Genomic DNA, 17,629 nt, shown 5'->3' with positions numbered 1-17,629 from the left:
ATTCTGGCACCCGCCGCCGGGCCGGCGGACCACGGTCACGACTGGCCGCGGGCCACCAGGGCGTCGCCGACGTCGCCGGCGTGTTTGAGGGAGAGCACGAGCACCGGGACCGCCCAGGCCCACGCACCGGTCCGGACCCCGCGGCTGCGCTGGGCCTCCCGCACCTGGCGGATGGACAGCCCGAGCTGGCCCACGGCGGCCAGGGTCAGGGCGAGGGCCAGGCCGATGCGGTCGGGGCGCACCCCGAACCACCGCAACGGCCCGAACAGCGCCTCCGCCGCGCCGATCACGCCCTCCACCGGGGTGGTGCGGGTGACGGCCTGCGCCAGCAGCACCAGGCTCAGGACGCGGGCGGTGTTCGTGGCGGCCTGCACCGGCTCCAGGAAGATCAGCTGCGTCACCACCAGGAACGCCAGCAATATCACCAGCAGCCGCGCGTCCCGGGCGAGCAGCCGCCACCCCAGCCCCGCCACGGCGAACACCACGGGCGGCAGGGCCAGCAGTCCCGCCGCGGCCCACCAGGACGCGGGCAGGAAGGACACCGCGATCGCGAGCACCGCGAACCCGCCCAGCTTCACGCCGGCCGGCATCCGGTGCAGCGGCCCGCGGCCCGGCACGTAGAGCGAGATCATGCCGGCAACAGCTCCTCATAGGCGGCGATGACGTCGGCAGGTGGACCCTGGCGCACCAGCCGTCCGCCGTCGATCAGCACCGCCTCCTCGCAGCGCCGGGCCAGCTCGAGGTCGTGGGTCACGAGCAACACGTCCGGCCCGTCGGCGTCCAGCAGCCGCCGCGCCACCGCGCGCCGGTGGCGGGCGTCCAGCAGGGAGGTCGGCTCGTCCGCGATCACGAGGTCCGGCTCCCCCACCAGGACGGCGCACAGGGCCAGGCGCTGCTGCTGCCCGGAGGACAGGGACAGGCAGGGGCGGTCCGCCAGGTCCATCAGCTCGTGCTCCACCAGGGCCCGGTCCACCCGCTCCGCGACCTCGCCGCGGGACAGCCCCCGTCCCCGCAGAGTCAGGGCCACGTCCTCGCGCACCGTCGGCATGATGACCTGGGCGGCCGGGTTCGCGAAGAGGAACCCCACCCGCCGTCGTAGCTGCCGGGCCTGCCGGACGGTGTCCAGTCCACTCACGTGGACGGTGCCGGCGGCCGGCCGGTTCAGTCCCCCGACGGCCCGGGCCAGCGTGGACTTGCCGGAGCCGTTCTCCCCGATCACCGCGGTGGTGTGGGCGGAGAGGGTGCACGTGACCTCATCCAGCAGCACGGCGCGCCGCTCACCGTCCTCGGCCTCGACCCGCAGCCCGGAGATCTGCACCGTCATGGCAGCCGCTCCAGCACCATCGCCGCCCCCATGCCCCCTCCGATGGCGCACACGGCCACCCCGAGGGATCCAGGGGCCATCCCGTCGAGCCGATGCACCAGCCGCACCACGGCCAGCGCGCCGGAGGCGCCCCAGGGGTGACCCAGCGCGAGCGCACCGCCGGCGGCGTTGACCCGCGGGTCGATCCGGCTTCCGGTCCCGCCGTCCACCGGCTCGGCGAGCCCGAGCCCGTCGAGGGCCGCCAGCGCCTGGGCCGCGTAGGCCTCCACCAGCTCCACGGCGGCGAGTTCCCCAAGCCCGACGCGGGCCCGGTCCAGTGCCGCGCGGACGGCCGCCACGGGTGCCAGCCCGGGCAGCGCCGGATCCCCGCCGGTCAGCACCCAGCCGCGCAGCAGACAGGGGGCGGTCACCGGGCGTCCCGCCACTCTCGCCGCTCCGGCCCGCGGCGCGGCCGTTCCGGCGCGTCCCGCCCGCCCCGCCGGCACCAGCAGCACGGCGGCGGCCCCGTCGGAGACCCGGGCCGCGGTCGCCGGTGTCACGGTGGCCCCGGGGCGGTCCACGATCGGGCGGAAGCGGGACAGCATGCCGGCACCCAGCCGGCGCGGGCCGCCGTCGCTCCCCAGTCCGGGCACGGTCTCCCGGGACCGCAGCGCGGTGTGCTTCAGGGCGAGGGCATGGCTGCGGGCGGCGAAGGAGTCCTGGCGCTCCCGGCCGAGGCCCAGCTGCCGGGCGAGGTCGTCGGCCGCCTCGGTCATGTCCGGGTCCGCGAATCCCGCCGGGGCCATCGGTGCCTGGCGGTAGGGCACCCCCGCGAGCAGGCGCTCCGGCGCCGTGGAGGCGCTCTCGGTGCCGCCGGCTGCCACCGGGGACCCGGTGCGCAGCACGTGGTCGGCGGCCTGCTGGATCGCCACGAGGCCCGCGCCGCACTGGGCGTCCACGCTCCAGCCCACGGCCCCCTCCCCGAATCCGGCGCCCAGGGCCGCCATGCGGGCGGGGTTGCCGCCCGGGCCCCAGCAGTTCCCCAGCACGACGGCGGCAGGCACCTCCCCGGCGGCGCTCGCCAGGTGGCGCAGGACGGGGGCGGCCAACTGGTCGGCGCCGAGGTGGCCCTGGGCGCGGGACCGCCCGGTGACGGGGGTGCGGGCGGCGGCGACGATCGCGACGCCGGGCGCGGGTGCGTGGCTCATGCCCGGCCCTCCGCCGGGGAGGCGTCGGGACGGACGGCCAGGGCCTCGGCCTGCCCGGCGTCCAGCCGGCGGACCTTGCCCGACCCGGTCCGGGGCAGCTCCGGGACGGTCCGCCAGTGCCGCGGCCGCTGGGCCACCGCCAGCCGCTCTCCCGCGGCCGAGCGGATCCGCCGCAGGGCGGCGGCATCCAGGACCGCACCGGGGGCCGGCTCGAGGTAGGCGGCCACCCGCTGGCCGAGCAGGGTGTCCGGCCGGCCGACCACGAGGGCCGCCTGCACCCCCTCGATCCCGCCCAGCACGGCCTCCACGTCGGCGGGGACCACGGTCGCGCCGGCCGTGAGGATGGCCTCGTCCGCCCGTCCGGCCGGGACAAGCACCCCGTCCTGAAGGCGGGCGCGGTCGCCCACGGTAACCCAGCCGTCGTCGTCCTGCAGGGGGCCGGCGGTCAGGTGGCCGTCGGCCCCCACGGTGCCCAGGGCGCGCTGGGGGGTGCGGACCCAGAGGACACCGTCCCGGACCTGCACGTCCACCCCGTCGAGCGGCAACAACCCGTCCCCGGTGTCCGCGGCCACGTAGGACAGCTCGGCCGCCCCGAAGTAGGAGGCCACGCGGAGCCCGTGGGCCCGGGCGCGGGCGGCGAGCGCGGGATCCAGCCGGTCCCCGCCGACCAGGACGCTTCGCAGGACGGTGCCGGTGCCGGCGTCGAGCAGGTCCACGAGGTCCCGCAGCTGCCACGGGGTGCCGTGCATCAGGTCGGGGCCGCCCGACCCGGCCAGCCCGGTCAGGTCCGCGGCCCGCAGCCGGGCACCGGCCGGGACGCAGACCCCGAGTCCGGTGGCGCGGGCGTGCGCGGCGGCGTTGAGGGCCATAGAGGAGACGGGGTGCACGGGGATGAGCATGCGGTCCCCGGCCCGGGCGTCCAGCAGGGCCGTGACGGCCGGGTAGGCGGTGCGCCAGGAGGCCTCGGTGCGCAGCACCACGCGGGGGGACCCGGCGCTGCCGGAGGTGAAGGTGGCCCAGTCGGCCTCCGGCGGCACGCCGTGGGACCGCACGGTCCGCACCACGGCGTCCCAGTGGTCCTGTGTCCACCGCTCGTCCCCCACCAGCGGCACCCGGCCGCCGGCGCGCGCCTCGAGGGCGGCGTCCAGCACGGCGGCGTGGTCGGCCCCGCGAATCGGGGCGATCCGGTCAGCGGAAGGCACGGGGGTACGCCCGCCACAGGGCCATGGTCACCAGACAGGCGACGGCCGCCTTGATGAGGTCGCCGGGCAGGAACGCCAGGGAGGTCAGTGCGGTGTCCGAGAGCGCCATCCCGGTGATGAGGGCCTGCACCGGAATGCCCACGGCGTACACGGCGAGGATGCCGCCCACGAGCATGCCGGGCACCGCGCGCAGCCACGTCGGCCGGGGCGGCCGGAGGCGGCCTGGGCCGGCCGCCCCGCGGGAGCGCCGCAAGCCGTGGAGGAACAGGCCCACGACGGCGGCGCCCAGCACCCAGCCGAACAGGTACCCCGCGCTCGGGCCCACGAAGACCCCGAGGCCTCCACGGCCACCCGAGAGCAGCGGCATGCCGAAGGCCACGAGCACCAGCAGGAGGCTCACCGCGGCGGCGCCGCGCCAGGGCCCCAGGATGGCCCCGGCGAGCATGACGCCGAGGGTCTGGGCGGTGACCGGCACCAATCCGGGCACCGGCACCGCGCCCATGAGCCCGAGCGCGCCGATGAGTGCGGCGAAGACGGCGATCCGGGCCAGCGATCGCAGGGCGTCCTCCCGGGCGACGGCCGGCTGTGTCGGCTGAGTCGGCTGTGTCGGCTGAGGGATGCTGTGCATGGGACCTCCGGGTAGCGGGCGATTGCAGGCGGCGGAGCGTCATGACGGTCGCTTCCTGAACACCGTTCAGTGAACAGTGTTCAGGGTATCCTATGTCCATGCCGCGTTCCGCCACGACCCCCGCCCTCGACGTCGAGGATCTGGTGCAGGCCTCGCTGCGGATCCTCCGGGACTACGGGCTGGCCGACCTCTCGATGCGCCGCGTGGCCAAGGAGCTCCAGGTCCAGCCCTCGGCGCTGTACTGGCACGTGCCGGACAAGCAGTCGCTGCTCGCGCTCGTGGCCGACCGGCTGCTCTCCGAGGTCCGCGCCCCCGGCCTCACGGGCGACCGCCCCACCGATGTCCACGGCCGGGCCTCGGCCCTGCACGGGTGCTTGCTCGCCACGCGGGACGGCGCCGAACTGGTGGCCTCGGTGGTGGCGCTCGGCACCGGCGGCCGCCGGGTGCGGACCCTGCTGGAGGAGGCGGCCCCTGGGCAGGCCGTGCTCGTGGAGGCCGTCCTCTCCCTGCTGCTCGGACATGCTCTCGTGGTCCAGCAGCGGCGCCAAGCCCAGCAACTCGGGCTGGCCCTCGCAGGCGGCGCGGCGGATGGGCCCGCAGGGCGCGAGGTGGAAGGGCCGGGGTTCCCCGACCTGCTGGATTTGGTGCTCGGTCCGCCGGCGGGCTCAGCCCCCGGGGGCGATCTTCCCGCGTAACCGTTGCCGCATGGCAGCGCTGGCGTCGTTCAGTCCCACCACCTCCACGGTCTTGCCGTAGCGCTCGTACTTCTCCGTGATCGCGTCCAGGCTGGCCACCGTGGAGACGTCCCACAGGTGGGAGTCGCTCAGGTCGATCACCACGCGGTCCGGGTCCGCGAGGTAGTCGAACTGCGTGTAGAGGTCGTTCGAGGAGGCCCAGAACAACTCGCCGTCCACGGTGTACGTGACGGTCCCGCCGTCGTCGTGCGCGTTGTCCCCGGGGCCGACGGTCCGCCGGACCGTCACGAAGTGTGCCACCCTCCGGGCGAACAACACCATGGCGGCGAGCACGCCGAGCCCGACGCCCACGGCGAGGTTCCCGGTGGCCACGGTGCCGGCCACGGTGATCAGCATGACCAGCGTCTCGGACAAGGGCATGGCCCGCAGCGTGGAGGGACGGATCGAGTGCCAGTCGAAGGTGGCCCAGGAGACGTAGACCATCACGGCCACCAGGGCGGCCATCGGAACCATGCCGACCAGCTCGCCCAGCAGTACGGAGAGCACCAGCAGCATGACGCCGGCCGTCAGGGTGGACAGTCGGGTGCGAGCCCCGTTGGCCTTGGTGTTGATCATGGTCTGGCCGATCATGGCGCAACCGCCCATGGTGCCGAAGAACCCGGAGATGATGTTCGCCCCGCCCTGGCCCAGGGACTCCCGCGTCTTGGAGGAGCCGGTGTCCGTGACATCGTCCACGAGCTTGGCGGTCATGAGGGACTCCATCAGCCCGACGACGGCCATGGCGAACGCGTAGGGGGCGATCACCTGGAGCGTCTCCAGGGTGAACGGCACCTGGGGCAGCACCAGCACCGGTAGCGCCTGCGGCAGCTCGCCCTTGTCCCCCACGCTCGGCACGGCCATCTGGGTGGCGATCACCAAACCCGTCACCACTACGATCGAGACCAGGGACGCCGGCACCGCCTTGGTCAGTAGGGGGAACAGGAAGATGAGGGCCAGGCCGAGGGCCACCAGGACGTAGACCAGCCAGGGGACGTCCATCAGGTCCGGCAGCTGGGACATGAACATGAGGATCGCGAGCGCGTTGACGAACCCGGTCATCACGCTGCGGGGGATGAACCGCATCAGCTTGGCGATACCGAGCAGGCCCATCGCCACCTGCAGGACACCCGCCAGGATGACGGTGGCAAAGAGGTACTCCACCCCGTGGCTGGCCACCACGGGGGCGATGACCAGCGCCGTGGCGGCGGTGGCGGCCGAGATCATGGCCGGCCGGCCCCCGAGGAAGGAGATGGAGATGGCCATGATGGCGGCGGCGAACAACCCGACCGCCGGATCCACCCCGGCGATCAGCGAGAAGGCGATGGCCTCGGGGATGAGCGCCAGTCCCACCACGAGCCCGGAGAGCACCTCGGTCTTGAGCCACCCGGGCCGGCGCAGGGTCAACCACACCGACTGGCGCTGCTCCGGGGTCGCCCCACCGTCGCCCAGGGCGAGGTTCTGGGCCACCTCGGGGTGGTGCGGCGTGTCCAGCATCTCCTTGGTGGATGACCTGACGAAGCGCAACGGATGCTTTGGGGACATGGGGGTGTGCCTCGGTGGGGTCATGGGGACGCCGAGATCCGGCGGGATGGCATCTTCTACGATAGCTCCGGTTCAATTCAGAGACTTATCGCGTCCCTTACGCGTGCTCTACTGAGATCACTCATCCCCATCGATTCGAAAGACGTCTCATGAGCAACCACTCGCACCAGGTTCCACCAACCCCACCGAACGCCCCGTCGGTCACTCCTATGGCAGCTCGTCCACCCGGATGGTCCGATGCACCGAAACCGCAACGACGGGCCAGAAACGCTGCTCAGGCTGCTCGAGCAGCAGATCTTTACCGCGCAGCCCTGTGGACAGCGGTCGCCGTTTTGACCATTGTTGTCTGGTTCGTCGCCGCGCCCTCATCGTCCAGTCAGGACTGGTCATCGAACATCTCATCGGCAGAATCTGCCAAGGCCGTCAATGATGGCAATACAGCGGGAGCGCCCCAGCAACAAGTGGTGAATGGGTGGTTCGTCACAGAGACCATTCCGATCCTCTCGGAACAGCTGTCGGAGGTCCATGCAGCCACCAGCACGGGCCGCCTCCCGTCTCTGGCATTCCTCTTCGGGTTGGGTATCTGCGCAGATCTAGTGGGTCGCTCTCTTCTGCTCTCCACCGCGAGGCTGAATGAAGCGGATGCCACCACCGGCAGCAAGCAGGGGTCCCTGACTTCAGGTGTTCCTACACTGGGTACATGAGCAACCCGCCGCAGAACACCCCGCAGCCGAACCCGAGCCGGCCAGACTCCGAAGCCGCCGTCAACCCTGAGACCGGGCTGCCCACCTCCGCACCGCAGGCCGGCTGGCCCCAGCCGGTGGACACGGGTCCGCTGCAGGTCAGCTACCGGATCCTGGTCAACGCCCCTGCCTCGGAGCTGTACCCGATCCTGGCCAATCCGCACCGGCACCACGAGGTGGACGGCTCCGCCACCGTCCAGTACGCCAAGACCGGGCCGGACCGCCTGGCGGTCGGGGACGAGTTCTCGGTGGCGATGAGGAAGTTCGGCTTCCCCTACACCATGACCCTCGTAGTCACCGCGGCGGACGAGAACGAACTCGTGGAGTGGAAGCACCCGGGCGGGCACCGGTGGCGGTGGCGATTCGAGGACCAGGGGGACTGGAGCACCGTGGTCACCGAGACCTTCGACTACTCCTGGACCCGGCACGTGGTGGCCCGCGGCTACGAGCTGACGCGGCGCCCGCAGGACAACGCCAACGGCATCCAGGCCTCGCTCACCCGGCTGGCCGCCCAGTACCTCTAGCGCCGATACCTCTCTGGGGCTGGCTACCCGGCCCGCGCCCGACGCCGGCCGGAAGCGATCCCACGCGGGTCACCTGGCCGAGGTGCCGGATTGCCAGCCCCTTCACAGCGGCGGCCAAGTCCATGAACAGGTCGGCTCCCTATAGTGGGAAGCACCTCATCAAGGTGCGAGTGATGACAGGAAGAGGCCCCGGGCCCGGCAGTTTGCGTCCCCCTCACGCAGCCGGATCACCCGGGGTCTCGTCATGCCCGCCGTGGCGGTGCCTTCCCGTACCCACCAGCGGTGGGCACGGTGCAGATCAGCGTTCCGGGCTGGCCGAGTAGTCCAGGACCACGCGGCCGTCGATCTTGCCGTGGTGCATCTCGTCGAAGATCGCGTTGATGTCCTCGATCGGACGCTTGGTGTAGGTCGGGTGGATCTTGCCGGCGGCGTAGAACTCCAAGGCCTCCACCATGTCCTGCCGCGTACCGACGATCGAACCGCGGATCGTCAGTCCCTTCAGCACGATGTCGAAGATGGGGGCGGGGAAGTCTCCCGGGGGCAGGCCGTTGAACACGATGGTTCCCCCACGGCGGGTCATCGAGATCGCCTGGCCGAAGGCTTTCGGGTGGACTGCGGTGACCAGCACGCCATGGGCACCGCCGATCTTCTCCTGGATCTCCACGGACGGCTCCGCCACATTCGCGTTCACCACGATCTCGGCCCCGTGCTTCTGGGCCAGGGCCAGCTTGTCATCGGCCACATCCACGGCCACCACCCGCATGCCCATGGCCACCGCGTACTGCACGGCGATATGCCCCAGGCCGCCGATGCCGGAGATGACGACCCATTGCCCGGGCCGAACCTCCGTCTGCTTGAGGCCCTTGTAGACGGTCACGCCGGCGCACAGCACCGGGCCGACCTCGTACGGGTCTGACCCCTCAGGCAGTACCGGGGCGTACTTGGCATCCACGATCATGTACTCACCGAAGGAGCCGTCCACCGCGTAGCCGCCATTCTGCTGTGATTCACACAGGGTCTCCCAGCCGGTGCGGCAGTACTCGCAGCTCCCGCAGGCGCTCCACAGCCACGCGTTGCCCACCATCTGCCCTTCGGAGAGCTCGGTGACACCCTCCCCGATCTTCTCAACGATGCCCACGCCCTCGTGGCCGGGGACGAACGGAGGGGACGGCTTCACCGGCCAGTCCCCGGTGGCGGCGTGGAGGTCCGTATGGCAGACCCCCGAGGACGTCAGCTTCACCAGGGCTTGGCCAGGCCCAGGCTCCGGGATGTCGACCTGCTTGATCGCGAGATCCTGGTTGAAGCTCTCAACAACTGCTGCCTTCATGGTTGACATGGGTACTCCTTGGTCATGTTGGTCATGGATGTGTTGATGTGGTCAGTGGTGTGTTGCTCAGAATGGCCGCGCTCAAGGGCTTGAGAGCGCGCTCGTCCCCTCCGGCGACCCATCACGCATCTGGGCGTGCGGATCCGGAGTCGCGGTGGTTGTCACCGGCCCGGGAGGCGAGCCGCACGTCCCGGGCCGGTGTCTGGAAACGGCCTAGAAGAAGCCCTGCTTGTCCTCGGTATAGGAGACCAGAAGGTTCTTGGTCTGCTGGTAGTGGTCCAGCATCATCTTGTGGTTCTCCCGCCCGATCCCGGAGGACTTGTAGCCGCCGAACGCCGAGTGCGCCGGGTACGCGTGGTACTGGTTGACCCACACCCGTCCCGCCTGGATGGTGCGGCCGGCACGGTAGGCGGTGTTGCCGTTGCGGGACCAGACCCCTGCTCCCAGGCCGTAGAGCGTGTCATTGGCGATCGTCATGGCGTCATCGAAGTCGGAGAACGTGGCCACGGAGACCACCGGACCGAAGATCTCCTCCTGGAAGACCCGCATGGAGTTGTGGCCGCGGAAGATCGTCGGCTGCACGTAGTAGCCCCCGGCCAGGTCGCCGTCGAGGTGGGCCTGTTCTCCGCCGAGCAGCACCTCGGCCCCCTCCTGGCGGCCGATGTCCAGGTAGGACTTGATCTTCTCCAGCTGGTCGTTCGAGGCCTGGGCTCCCATCATGGTCTCGGTGTCCAGCGGGTTGCCCTGCTTGATGAGGCGGGTGCGCTCCACCACGGCCTCCAGGAAGCCGTCCGCGATGGACTCCTGGACCAGGGCGCGGGACGGGCACGTGCAGACCTCTCCCTGGTTCAGGGCGAACATGGTGAAGCCCTCCTGCGCCTTGTCCCAGAACGCGTCATCCGCGGCCATCACGTCCTCGAAGAAGATGTTCGGGGACTTGCCGCCCAACTCGAGCGTCACCGGGATGAGGTTCTCGGAGGCGTACTGCATGATCAGCCGGCCCGTGGTGGTCTCACCGGTGAAGGCGATCTTGCGGATCCGCTTGTTGGACGCCAGTGGCTTGCCGGCCTCGAGCCCGAAGCCGTTGACGATGTTCAGCACGCCGGCCGGCAGCAGGTCGCCGATCAGTTCGGCCAGCACCAGGATCGAGGCCGGGGTCTGCTCCGCGGGCTTGAGCACCACGGCGTTGCCGGCCGCCAGCGCTGGGGCGAGCTTCCACGTGGCCATCAGGATGGGGAAGTTCCACGGGATGATCTGGCCCACCACACCGAGGGGCTCGTGGTAGTGGTACGCCACCGTGTCCTCGTCGAGCTGGGACAGAGAGCCCTCCTGCGCCCGGATGGTGCCCGCGAAGTAGCGGAAGTGGTCGATCGCGAGCGGGATGTCCGCGTTCAGGGTCTCCCGCACGGCCTTGCCGTTGTCCCACGTCTCGGCGACCGCGAGCATCTCGAGGTTCTGCTCCATGCGATCAGCGATCTTGTTGAGGATCACTGCCCGCTCGGCCGGGGACGTCCTGCCCCACGCCGGAGCTGCGGCATGGGCGGCATCCAGCGCCGCCTCGATGTCCTCCGGCGTGCCGCGCCCGACCTCGGTGAACGACTTGCCGGTGACCGGGCTGGGGTTCTCGAAGTACTGGCCCTTGACGGGGGCCACCCACTCACCACCGATGTAGTGCTCATAGCGGGGCTTGAAGGTCACCGCGGAACCGTCGGTTCCCGGGTTGGCGTAGATGGTCATGTCAGCTCCTGGAATGCGGGGATGGATGGACTGATGCTGTGATCGTAGTCACAGCCATGTTGCATCCACGTTGCACCTCCGCGCAGGCCTATACGCGGGCTCTCAGCGCGCCTCAGCCTCGAGGCGTTCCACGGTGGAGACCGCCAGTGCCCGGCGCGGGGAGTCCGCGGGCAGCATCTTCAGGGCTGTCACCCACAACTCGAGGTCGCCGACCGCCTCGGGGCGTGCCAGGTAGGTCCACAGGTCCTCGATTCCGGCGTCCTCCAACACCGCCTCCCGCAGGGCGAGGCCCAAGTGGTGGCGGATCTCGACGATGCCGGGCGCCGCGGACCGGGGCAGCACCGACCCTGCGGCATGGCCCAACGCGACGCTCACCTCACCTCGGCGCAGGGCCTCCCGTGCCAGCACGGCGTCCGTGGCCAGCGCGCCCTCCAACCGATAGGGCCGAGCCCGGAGCGTCACCCCGGGCACGCCGGTCTCAAGGGCTCGCCGGAGACGGTGCACCTCGGCACGGAGCGTGGTGCCGGCGCCGTACCCGTAGACGAGTTCTTCCAGCTCGGCGCCGTCCAACCCGGCTCCATGCCAGGTGAGCAGCGTCAGGATCTCGGCGTGCTTGCCGGGGATCTCCCGCCACGCGCCGTCGGCGCCAGCCAACCGGGGCGGAAGGCCGCCGGTGACGTGCAGGATGGCCTCGCGGACCGGGCTCGGTGCAGGGGGCGGGAGGAGGTGTTCCCGCCAGGCCGAATGCACCGCCTCGGCGGCGGCCTTCAGCAGGGGCAGGGCCAGCGGGGAGATGGCCTCGTCCCCACCGGTCAGGTCGATCACGCCGACGATGCGGCCGTCAGCCGGGTCGCGGAGGGGAACCGCCGAGCAGCTCCAGGGATGCACCACGGGATTGAAGTGCTCGGCCCGGCTCACCTGCACGGGCCGGCCGGAGTAGAGCGCCGTCCCTGGGGCAGAGGTGCCCATGGAGGCCTCGGACCAGTCGGCACCGGGGACGAAACCCATGGCGTCAGCGCGACGACGGGCCTGGTCATCGCCCTCGACCCACAGCAGGTGCCCCTCCGCGTTCCCCAACGCGACGATCAGACTGGCATCCGCGGCGGGCTCCACGAGGAGCCGGCGGATGATGGGCAGGACCGGCGCCAGCGGGTGGCCCTGCCGCACCTCCCGCAGGTCCGAGTCCGTGACCAGCCGGGGCTCCAGGGGCTTTCCGGTGCCACCGTGCACCACCAGCGAGCGACGCCAGGACTCGGCGACCTCGGCACGGATCTGGCCGAGCATCCCGCGGTGATCCGGCCCCGCCAGCTCGCCCCGCGCCCGCTCGACGACCCGTTGATAGGCCGCACCGGACAGGGAGCCGGACGACGGACCAGACAGGGACAGGGTCACTGCGCGTCCATCAGACGGGACCGGATGAGGAAGCGCTTGCCTTCCGGCGCCTCCACCGAGAAGCCCGAGCCGCGGCCGTCGACCACGTCCAGGGTCAGGTGGGTGTGCTTCCAGTAGTCGAACTGCTCGCGGCTCATCCAGAACGGCAGCTCCGTGCCGTCGGGCAGGACGAACGTCCCCAGCAGGATGTCCGCTCCCCCGGTCTTGAAGTCACCGGCAGGGAAGCACATCGGCGAGGATCCGTCGCAGCAACCGCCGGACTGGTGGAACATCAACGGGCCGTGGACCTGCTGGAGCGAGCCGATCAGGTCCAGTGCAGCCTGGGTCATGCCGACGCGGGACACGGCCTCGCCGTCGATCTCGGGGCGGGCGTCCAGCACCGAGCTGGCATCGGCCGTGCCGGTGGCACGACCCGTGGACTCTACTGCGGTGCGGGTGGATTCCGTGGACGGGGACGTCATGGCGCAACCTCCTGGCTGTGGCGGTGCATCCACGGTATCCCTAGCCGTGGCCCACGTCACTACCGGCGGCATGGATGGCGTCGTAGCGCCGGATCGGCTCGAGGACGTGATCGGCGAAGGGTGCCAGCTGCTCCGAGGTCAGCCGGGCCACCAGCCCGCCGATGCTGGCCAGGTCCCGGGTCGAGGCCGGCCGGCCGCGCTGGATCGCCACATCGAAGGCGCTCCAGGCCTCGCCGAGGATCCGGCGCAGGTCACACCCCGTGGCCGCCTCGCCCCGGCCGTAGAGCGGGATCGCCCGTGAATGGACATTCCACCGCACCGTCGGTTCCCTCGAGGTCGGTAAGCATGCCGACTGACTCTCCGACGACCACCGGAGGCCTGGCGGGGGCTCCGAAGGCTACCGGCCGGCGTCGGGAGTTCCTAGCCTGGCTCCATGACCTCCAGCGACGATTCCCCGGACGGAACCACCGACGACCGGCCGTGGGTGCCACCCCCTTGGGATCCGCCGCTGGCCGGCACCGAAATCGAACACGTTCTCGGCTCCCTGGAGCGCCTGCGCGTCACTTTCCGGTGGAAGACCGGAGGCTTGGATGCGGCGGGGCTCGCCACGACCATCGGCGCATCACCCCTGACCCTGGGTGGTCTGATCAAGCATCTGGCGGGGGTCGAGGCGATGAAGGCGGGTCCGGAGATCGACGGCTCCAGCCCCGGCGAGCCCTGGGCCTCCGCTCCATGGGACGAGGTGCAGGACTGGGATTTCACCTCCGCAGCTCAGGACTCCCCCGAGCAGCTGTATGCGCTCTACGACGCCGCGGTGGCGCAGGCCCAGATCCGGCTGGAGGCAGCCCTGGTCCGGGGCGGCCTGGGTCAGCGGATCGCCCTGTCCGACCAGGTCGATCTGGAGGTCTCGCTGCGCCGGAACCTCTTCGACCTCATCGAGGAGTACTCCAGGCACCTCGGCCATGCGGACCTGATCCGTGAGGCCGTGGACGGGCAGGTCGGCCTGGACCCGCCGTACCCGGAAACCAGCTGAATCGAGTAGGTGGGGCGGGTTTCCCGCCCCACCTCTCACACCACCGTACGTGCGGGCCTCGCATACGGCGGTTCGCTGGGTCGTTGGAAGCGTTCCCAGGCAGCGTGGAGAAGTAAGAGTCCTTGCCCAGTCCAGTAGTCGTTGGGCAGGGCCCGGTTCAGGATGGCCGAGCCCGCGATCCGCCAGTAGCCCCGACTGCTCATGCCCCATTGATAGGCCAGATCCGGCCGTATCCCGAGGCGGCGCAATTGAGTCACCCGCGTTCGCGGTTTCTTCCATTCCTTCCACCGGATCTGGCGCATCCGGCGTCTGAACCACTCATCGAGATCCTTGAGCTTTCGAGGGGTCTCGTCCAAGCGGAAATAACCCATCCATCCCCGGATGAAGCGGTTCAGTTCGCCGATACGGTGTTCCATGGAGACACTCCACCTCCGCGAGGTCAACTCCCGCAGCCGCTCCTTCAAGCGCCGTAGCGCCTTCGGAGCAATCCGGATCCTGACCCCGGCCTTCGTGAAGTAGAACCCGAAACCCAGCAATGTTGCAACGCTCGCCGGATTGATCGTGGACTTCTCCCGATTCACCCTCAACTTCAGGGGCCCTTCCAGGACCTTGACGGCCTGTTCGAGCACCCGTTGCGCGGCCCTCTTGGACTTCACAAAGATCCGGATATCGTCGGCATACCGCACGAAACGGTGGCCCCGATCCCAGAACTGCTGATCGAAGTCGTCGAGCATGACGTTCGAGAGCAACGGCGACAACGGCGACCCCTGCGGGGTCCCCTGTTCCGTAGCTCGCCGGACACCATCAGCCATGATCCCCGCCTCAAGATAGCGACGGATCAACTTCAGCAACCGCTTGTCCTTCACCTTCCGCACGATCCTGGACATCAGCACATCGTGGTTGACCCGATCGAAGAACGCGTCCAGATCAACCTCGACCACCCACCGATACCCCTGCGAGATCACCGTGCGGGCGACCTGCACCGCATCGTGGGCGCTTCTACCCGGACGGAATCCATAGGAAACCGCCACGAACCCCGGATCAAAGACCGGGGACAGCACCTGCGCAACTGCCTGCTGGATCAACCGATCCAACACGGAGGGCACGCCCAGCATCCGCTGACCGCCATCAGGTTTCGGAATCATCACCTGACGCACCGGCAACGGAGCATACGTGCCAGCATCCAACGCCTGACGGGTTACCGACCAGTGCTCGGCGAGCCAGCCACGAAGATCCCCCGTGCCCAGCCCATCAACACCAGCAGCACCCCGATTGCGCTCGACGCGCTTCAACGCGACGGACAGGTTCTGCGCGGAGAAAACCTTCTCCCACAACCCCTGCCCATCCCTGACGTCATCCCCGATACCCGCCGGTCCATCACTACGCACAACAAGCGGCCTTCCCGGATTCACCGGTACCTCCTGACCTTGCTGTCCCACCACGTGTTCGTGGGTTGGCTGCGATTCTGGTGTGAACACGAGTAGCACCGCTTCAACACATCAATTCCCAGCGTTCGGCCCTTCCCCACCAACCAAACGATCCCGGTGGGTACTATGACCTCGGCTGACTTCTGCCCCATCAGCACGACCCTTGAAGCCGCACCGCTCCACCCGAACCACAGGCTGCGCACTAGGACAGATCTCCCCGGATAAGAACACTCACTTTCCCCCTGCGCCCGCCACATCTACACACCGGCCGTTTCGGTGGAAAGGGCTTCACCATCTCGTGCTGGCTTACCCCGACCGACATGCCTTCTATGCGGTTCGTGTCCCTCGGTGCAGGGATTTGCCTCCGGCTTCCTTCCCACCCCACCTCACGGTGACGCAGTTGCCATCAGCTAGGAGTTAAACCACCTTCACCTCCAGAGGACTTTCACCTCCAAGCGAATGCCCATGCCGGGCGTACACGCACGGAGGCCGCCCCCGGACGGGGCGGCCTCCGTGCTGAGTCCAGCGCAGCGGGTCAGTAGGCCTTGACCCGCTGGTCCACGATCAGGTGGATGAGCGCGAACGTGCCCTCCTCGTCGATCGCCTTGATGGCGGCCTCGACGGCGGCCGGGACGTCGACGTCCTTCTCCACGCGCACGCCGAAACCGCCGAAGGCCTCGGCCATCTTCGCGAAGTCCGGGTTCTTCAGCTGCGTGCCGGAGACCCGGTTGGGGTAGTCCCGCTCCTGGTGGGTGCGGATCGTGCCGTACTCCTGGTTGTCCATCACGACCACCAGCGGGGTGGCGCCGTACTGGGCGGCGGTGGCCAGTTCCTGGCCGTTCATGAGGAACTCGCCGTCACCGGCGATGGTCACCACGCGGCGGCCCGGGTAGTTCAGGGACGCGGCCACGGCGGAGGGCACCGAATAGCCCATGGAGCCGTTGCGGGCCGAGACCATGGCGGCATAGGAATTGGTTGGGAAGTAACGGTGGGCCCAGTTGGTGTGCTCACCGGCGCCCAGGGTGATCATGGCGTCCTCGGGCAACGACTGCACCAGGTTGGCCATGAGGGTGTCCATGCGGGCCTGGCCCTCGGCCGGCTCGGCGGACGGCAGGGCGGCGAACTTCTCCTGCTCGCCGCGCATGCGGGAGGTCCATTCCTTCCACGAGTCCTTAACGGCCAGGTCCATGCGGACGAGGTCCCGCACGAACACGTCCGGCTTGGCCACGATCTGGTGGGACACGGGGCCGGAGCGGCCGCGCAGCGAGGGATCGATGGTGACGAGGAAGTTCTTCCTGTCCCAGTTCTGACGGATGGTGAAGCCGTCCGTGACCACGTCACCGGGGACGGTGCCCACGAAGACGATGAGGTCGGTCTCCTCGAGCAGGTCATAGGTCGGCTTGGGACGGCCGTAGCCGATCGGGCCCACATAGGACGGGGAGGTGAACGGCACGGTGCCCTCGGTGCGCCATTCGGCCGCCGCGGGGATGTTGTGCTCCTCGAGCCAGGTCGTCAGGGCCTCGGCGCCCTCGGTGGTCCAATCGTTGCCGCCGGTGATGAACAGCGGCTTGTCGGACTCCTGCAGCGCCTCGTTCAGGGCCTTCCAGTCCTCCACGGTCATGCCGCCGGTGGCCACCGGGATGTTCGGGTGCAGTTCGGGGCTGATCTGCTCCTTGATGATGTCCTCGTGCAGGCCCACGATCACCGGCCCGGGACGGCCGGACGTGGCGGCGAACATGGCCTCGGCCACGATCTCGGAGGCACGGCTGGCATGGTCCAGGGTCATCACGCGCTTGGCGCCGGATTCGAACCACATCTGCGGGTCGAACTCCTGGAAGGCCTCCTTCCCGCGGTGCTCGAACGGGATCAGGCCCACGAACAGGACCATCGCGGTCGAGTCCTGCCAGGCCGTGTGCAGGCCTACGTGCGCGTTGGCGGCACCGGGGCCGCGTGTCACCATGGCAATGCCCGGAACGGAGTTCATCTTGCCGTCGGCCTCGGCCATGTACGCGGCACCGCCCTCGTGGCGGCAGATGATGTTCTCGATGGATGAGTGGTGCAGGCCGTCCAGCACATCGAGGTAGCTCTCACCCGGGATGGAATAGATCCGCTTGACGCCGTGCGCCTCGAGGGTGTCGACGATGACGTGTCCGGCCGACTTCGTGGTAGCCGTGGTCTGTTCAGTGCTCATGCAGTACTCCTTGGACTGTGGGCGGTGCCGGACATGCCGACTCCGCGGCCCGAGATGGTCCTCGGGCGGCGCGCAGGTCAAACTTTGTACAAAGTACCCCAGCTCCAGGGCCCCACCCCGCGCTGTGGCAGGATGTGTCGTCCGCACCGAGCACGTGGTCTTCCCTGAACGCGATCT

The 17,629-nt window shown here is 69.8% G+C and carries 16 protein-coding genes; 3 read left to right on the top strand and 13 right to left on the bottom strand.

What is annotated here, in order from left to right; translation table 11 throughout:
* Positions 1 to 35 precede the first annotated feature (35 nt).
* The 5 genes from ACFFIO_RS13640 to ACFFIO_RS13620 are packed head-to-tail and all read right to left on the bottom strand — an operon-like array spanning position 36 to position 4,341.
* Positions 36 to 632 (bottom strand): energy-coupling factor transporter transmembrane component T family protein, encoded by a 597-nt coding sequence (locus ACFFIO_RS13640; RefSeq protein ID WP_378042606.1) that lies wholly within the window; start codon positions 630 to 632, stop codon positions 36 to 38.
* The gene (locus ACFFIO_RS13635; RefSeq protein WP_378042604.1) at positions 629 to 1,324 is read right to left on the bottom strand and encodes an energy-coupling factor ABC transporter ATP-binding protein; all 696 of its coding nucleotides are present in this window, start codon (positions 1,322 to 1,324) and stop codon (positions 629 to 631) included. The genes ACFFIO_RS13640 and ACFFIO_RS13635 overlap by 4 nt, the downstream gene beginning before the upstream one ends.
* Positions 1,321 to 2,511: a thiolase family protein gene (locus tag ACFFIO_RS13630; protein ID WP_378042602.1), complete on the bottom strand. Its 1,191-nt coding sequence runs from the start codon at positions 2,509 to 2,511 to the stop codon at positions 1,321 to 1,323. Before ACFFIO_RS13630 ends, ACFFIO_RS13635 begins: the two co-directional genes overlap by 4 nt.
* Complete coding sequence (locus tag ACFFIO_RS13625; RefSeq protein ID WP_378042600.1) at positions 2,508 to 3,713, bottom strand: AMP-binding enzyme; 1,206 nt, start codon at positions 3,711 to 3,713, stop codon at positions 2,508 to 2,510. The genes ACFFIO_RS13630 and ACFFIO_RS13625 overlap by 4 nt, the downstream gene beginning before the upstream one ends.
* The gene (locus ACFFIO_RS13620) at positions 3,700 to 4,341 is read right to left on the bottom strand and encodes a biotin transporter BioY (protein ID WP_378042599.1); all 642 of its coding nucleotides are present in this window, start codon (positions 4,339 to 4,341) and stop codon (positions 3,700 to 3,702) included. The genes ACFFIO_RS13625 and ACFFIO_RS13620 overlap by 14 nt, the downstream gene beginning before the upstream one ends.
* 98 nt (positions 4,342 to 4,439) lie before the next feature.
* Between ACFFIO_RS13620 and ACFFIO_RS13615 the strand changes: the two genes are divergently transcribed.
* Complete coding sequence (locus tag ACFFIO_RS13615) at positions 4,440 to 5,036, top strand: TetR/AcrR family transcriptional regulator (protein WP_378042598.1); 597 nt, start codon at positions 4,440 to 4,442, stop codon at positions 5,034 to 5,036.
* On the opposite strand, the gene ACFFIO_RS13610 is transcribed toward ACFFIO_RS13615, so the two are convergent.
* Positions 5,007 to 6,569 (bottom strand): SulP family inorganic anion transporter, encoded by a 1,563-nt coding sequence (locus tag ACFFIO_RS13610; protein ID WP_504380724.1) that lies wholly within the window; start codon positions 6,567 to 6,569, stop codon positions 5,007 to 5,009. The genes ACFFIO_RS13615 and ACFFIO_RS13610 overlap by 30 nt on opposite strands.
* Positions 6,570 to 7,317: 748 nt before the next feature.
* Between ACFFIO_RS13610 and ACFFIO_RS13605 the strand changes: the two genes are divergently transcribed.
* Positions 7,318 to 7,884 carry an SRPBCC family protein gene (locus tag ACFFIO_RS13605; RefSeq protein ID WP_378042595.1) on the top strand — a complete coding sequence of 189 codons (567 nt, stop codon included), beginning with the start codon at positions 7,318 to 7,320 and terminating at the stop codon, positions 7,882 to 7,884.
* 298 nt (positions 7,885 to 8,182) lie between these two features.
* Here the strand turns inward: ACFFIO_RS13605 and adhP are convergent, their stop codons facing one another.
* The 5 genes from adhP to ACFFIO_RS13580 all read right to left on the bottom strand — a co-directional run bounded on the left by adhP (position 8,183) and on the right by ACFFIO_RS13580 (position 13,120).
* Positions 8,183 to 9,220: an alcohol dehydrogenase AdhP gene (gene adhP, locus ACFFIO_RS13600; protein ID WP_378042593.1), complete on the bottom strand. Its 1,038-nt coding sequence runs from the start codon at positions 9,218 to 9,220 to the stop codon at positions 8,183 to 8,185.
* Positions 9,221 to 9,424: 204 nt separating this feature from the next.
* Entirely contained in the window at positions 9,425 to 10,948 is a 1,524-nt protein-coding gene (adh, locus tag ACFFIO_RS13595) for an aldehyde dehydrogenase (protein WP_378042591.1), read from the bottom strand.
* Positions 10,949 to 11,050: 102 nt separating this feature from the next.
* Positions 11,051 to 12,340: a helix-turn-helix domain-containing protein gene (locus ACFFIO_RS13590; RefSeq protein WP_378042589.1), complete on the bottom strand. Its 1,290-nt coding sequence runs from the start codon at positions 12,338 to 12,340 to the stop codon at positions 11,051 to 11,053.
* Positions 12,337 to 12,669, bottom strand: a complete 333-nt coding sequence (locus ACFFIO_RS13585) for a DUF779 domain-containing protein (protein ID WP_378042735.1) — start codon at positions 12,667 to 12,669, stop codon at positions 12,337 to 12,339. Before ACFFIO_RS13585 ends, ACFFIO_RS13590 begins: the two co-directional genes overlap by 4 nt.
* Before the next feature lie 172 nt (positions 12,670 to 12,841).
* Positions 12,842 to 13,120: a hypothetical protein gene (locus ACFFIO_RS13580; RefSeq protein WP_378042588.1), complete on the bottom strand. Its 279-nt coding sequence runs from the start codon at positions 13,118 to 13,120 to the stop codon at positions 12,842 to 12,844.
* A gap of 114 nt (positions 13,121 to 13,234) precedes the next feature.
* Here ACFFIO_RS13580 and ACFFIO_RS13575 point away from each other — a divergent pair, with 114 nt between their 5' ends.
* Entirely contained in the window at positions 13,235 to 13,834 is a 600-nt protein-coding gene (locus ACFFIO_RS13575; RefSeq protein WP_378042586.1) for a mycothiol transferase, read from the top strand.
* A 35-nt stretch (positions 13,835 to 13,869) separates the two neighbouring features.
* Here ACFFIO_RS13575 and ltrA read toward each other — a convergent pair whose 3' ends face one another.
* A complete protein-coding gene (gene ltrA / locus ACFFIO_RS13570) occupies positions 13,870 to 15,312 on the bottom strand; it encodes a group II intron reverse transcriptase/maturase (protein WP_378042584.1) in 1,443 nt (480 codons plus the stop codon).
* Positions 15,313 to 15,796: 484 nt separating this feature from the next.
* Positions 15,797 to 17,452: a thiamine pyrophosphate-dependent enzyme gene (locus ACFFIO_RS13565; protein WP_378042582.1), complete on the bottom strand. Its 1,656-nt coding sequence runs from the start codon at positions 17,450 to 17,452 to the stop codon at positions 15,797 to 15,799.
* Positions 17,453 to 17,629 lie beyond the last annotated feature (177 nt).

The sequence above is a fragment of the Citricoccus parietis genome, assembly GCF_042433045.1.
In the GTDB taxonomy this organism is placed as follows: Bacteria; Actinomycetota; Actinomycetes; order Actinomycetales; family Micrococcaceae; genus Citricoccus; species Citricoccus parietis.
The sequence above is the reverse complement of the archived record's forward strand: the minus strand, read 5'-3'. Positions and strand labels throughout refer to the sequence as shown.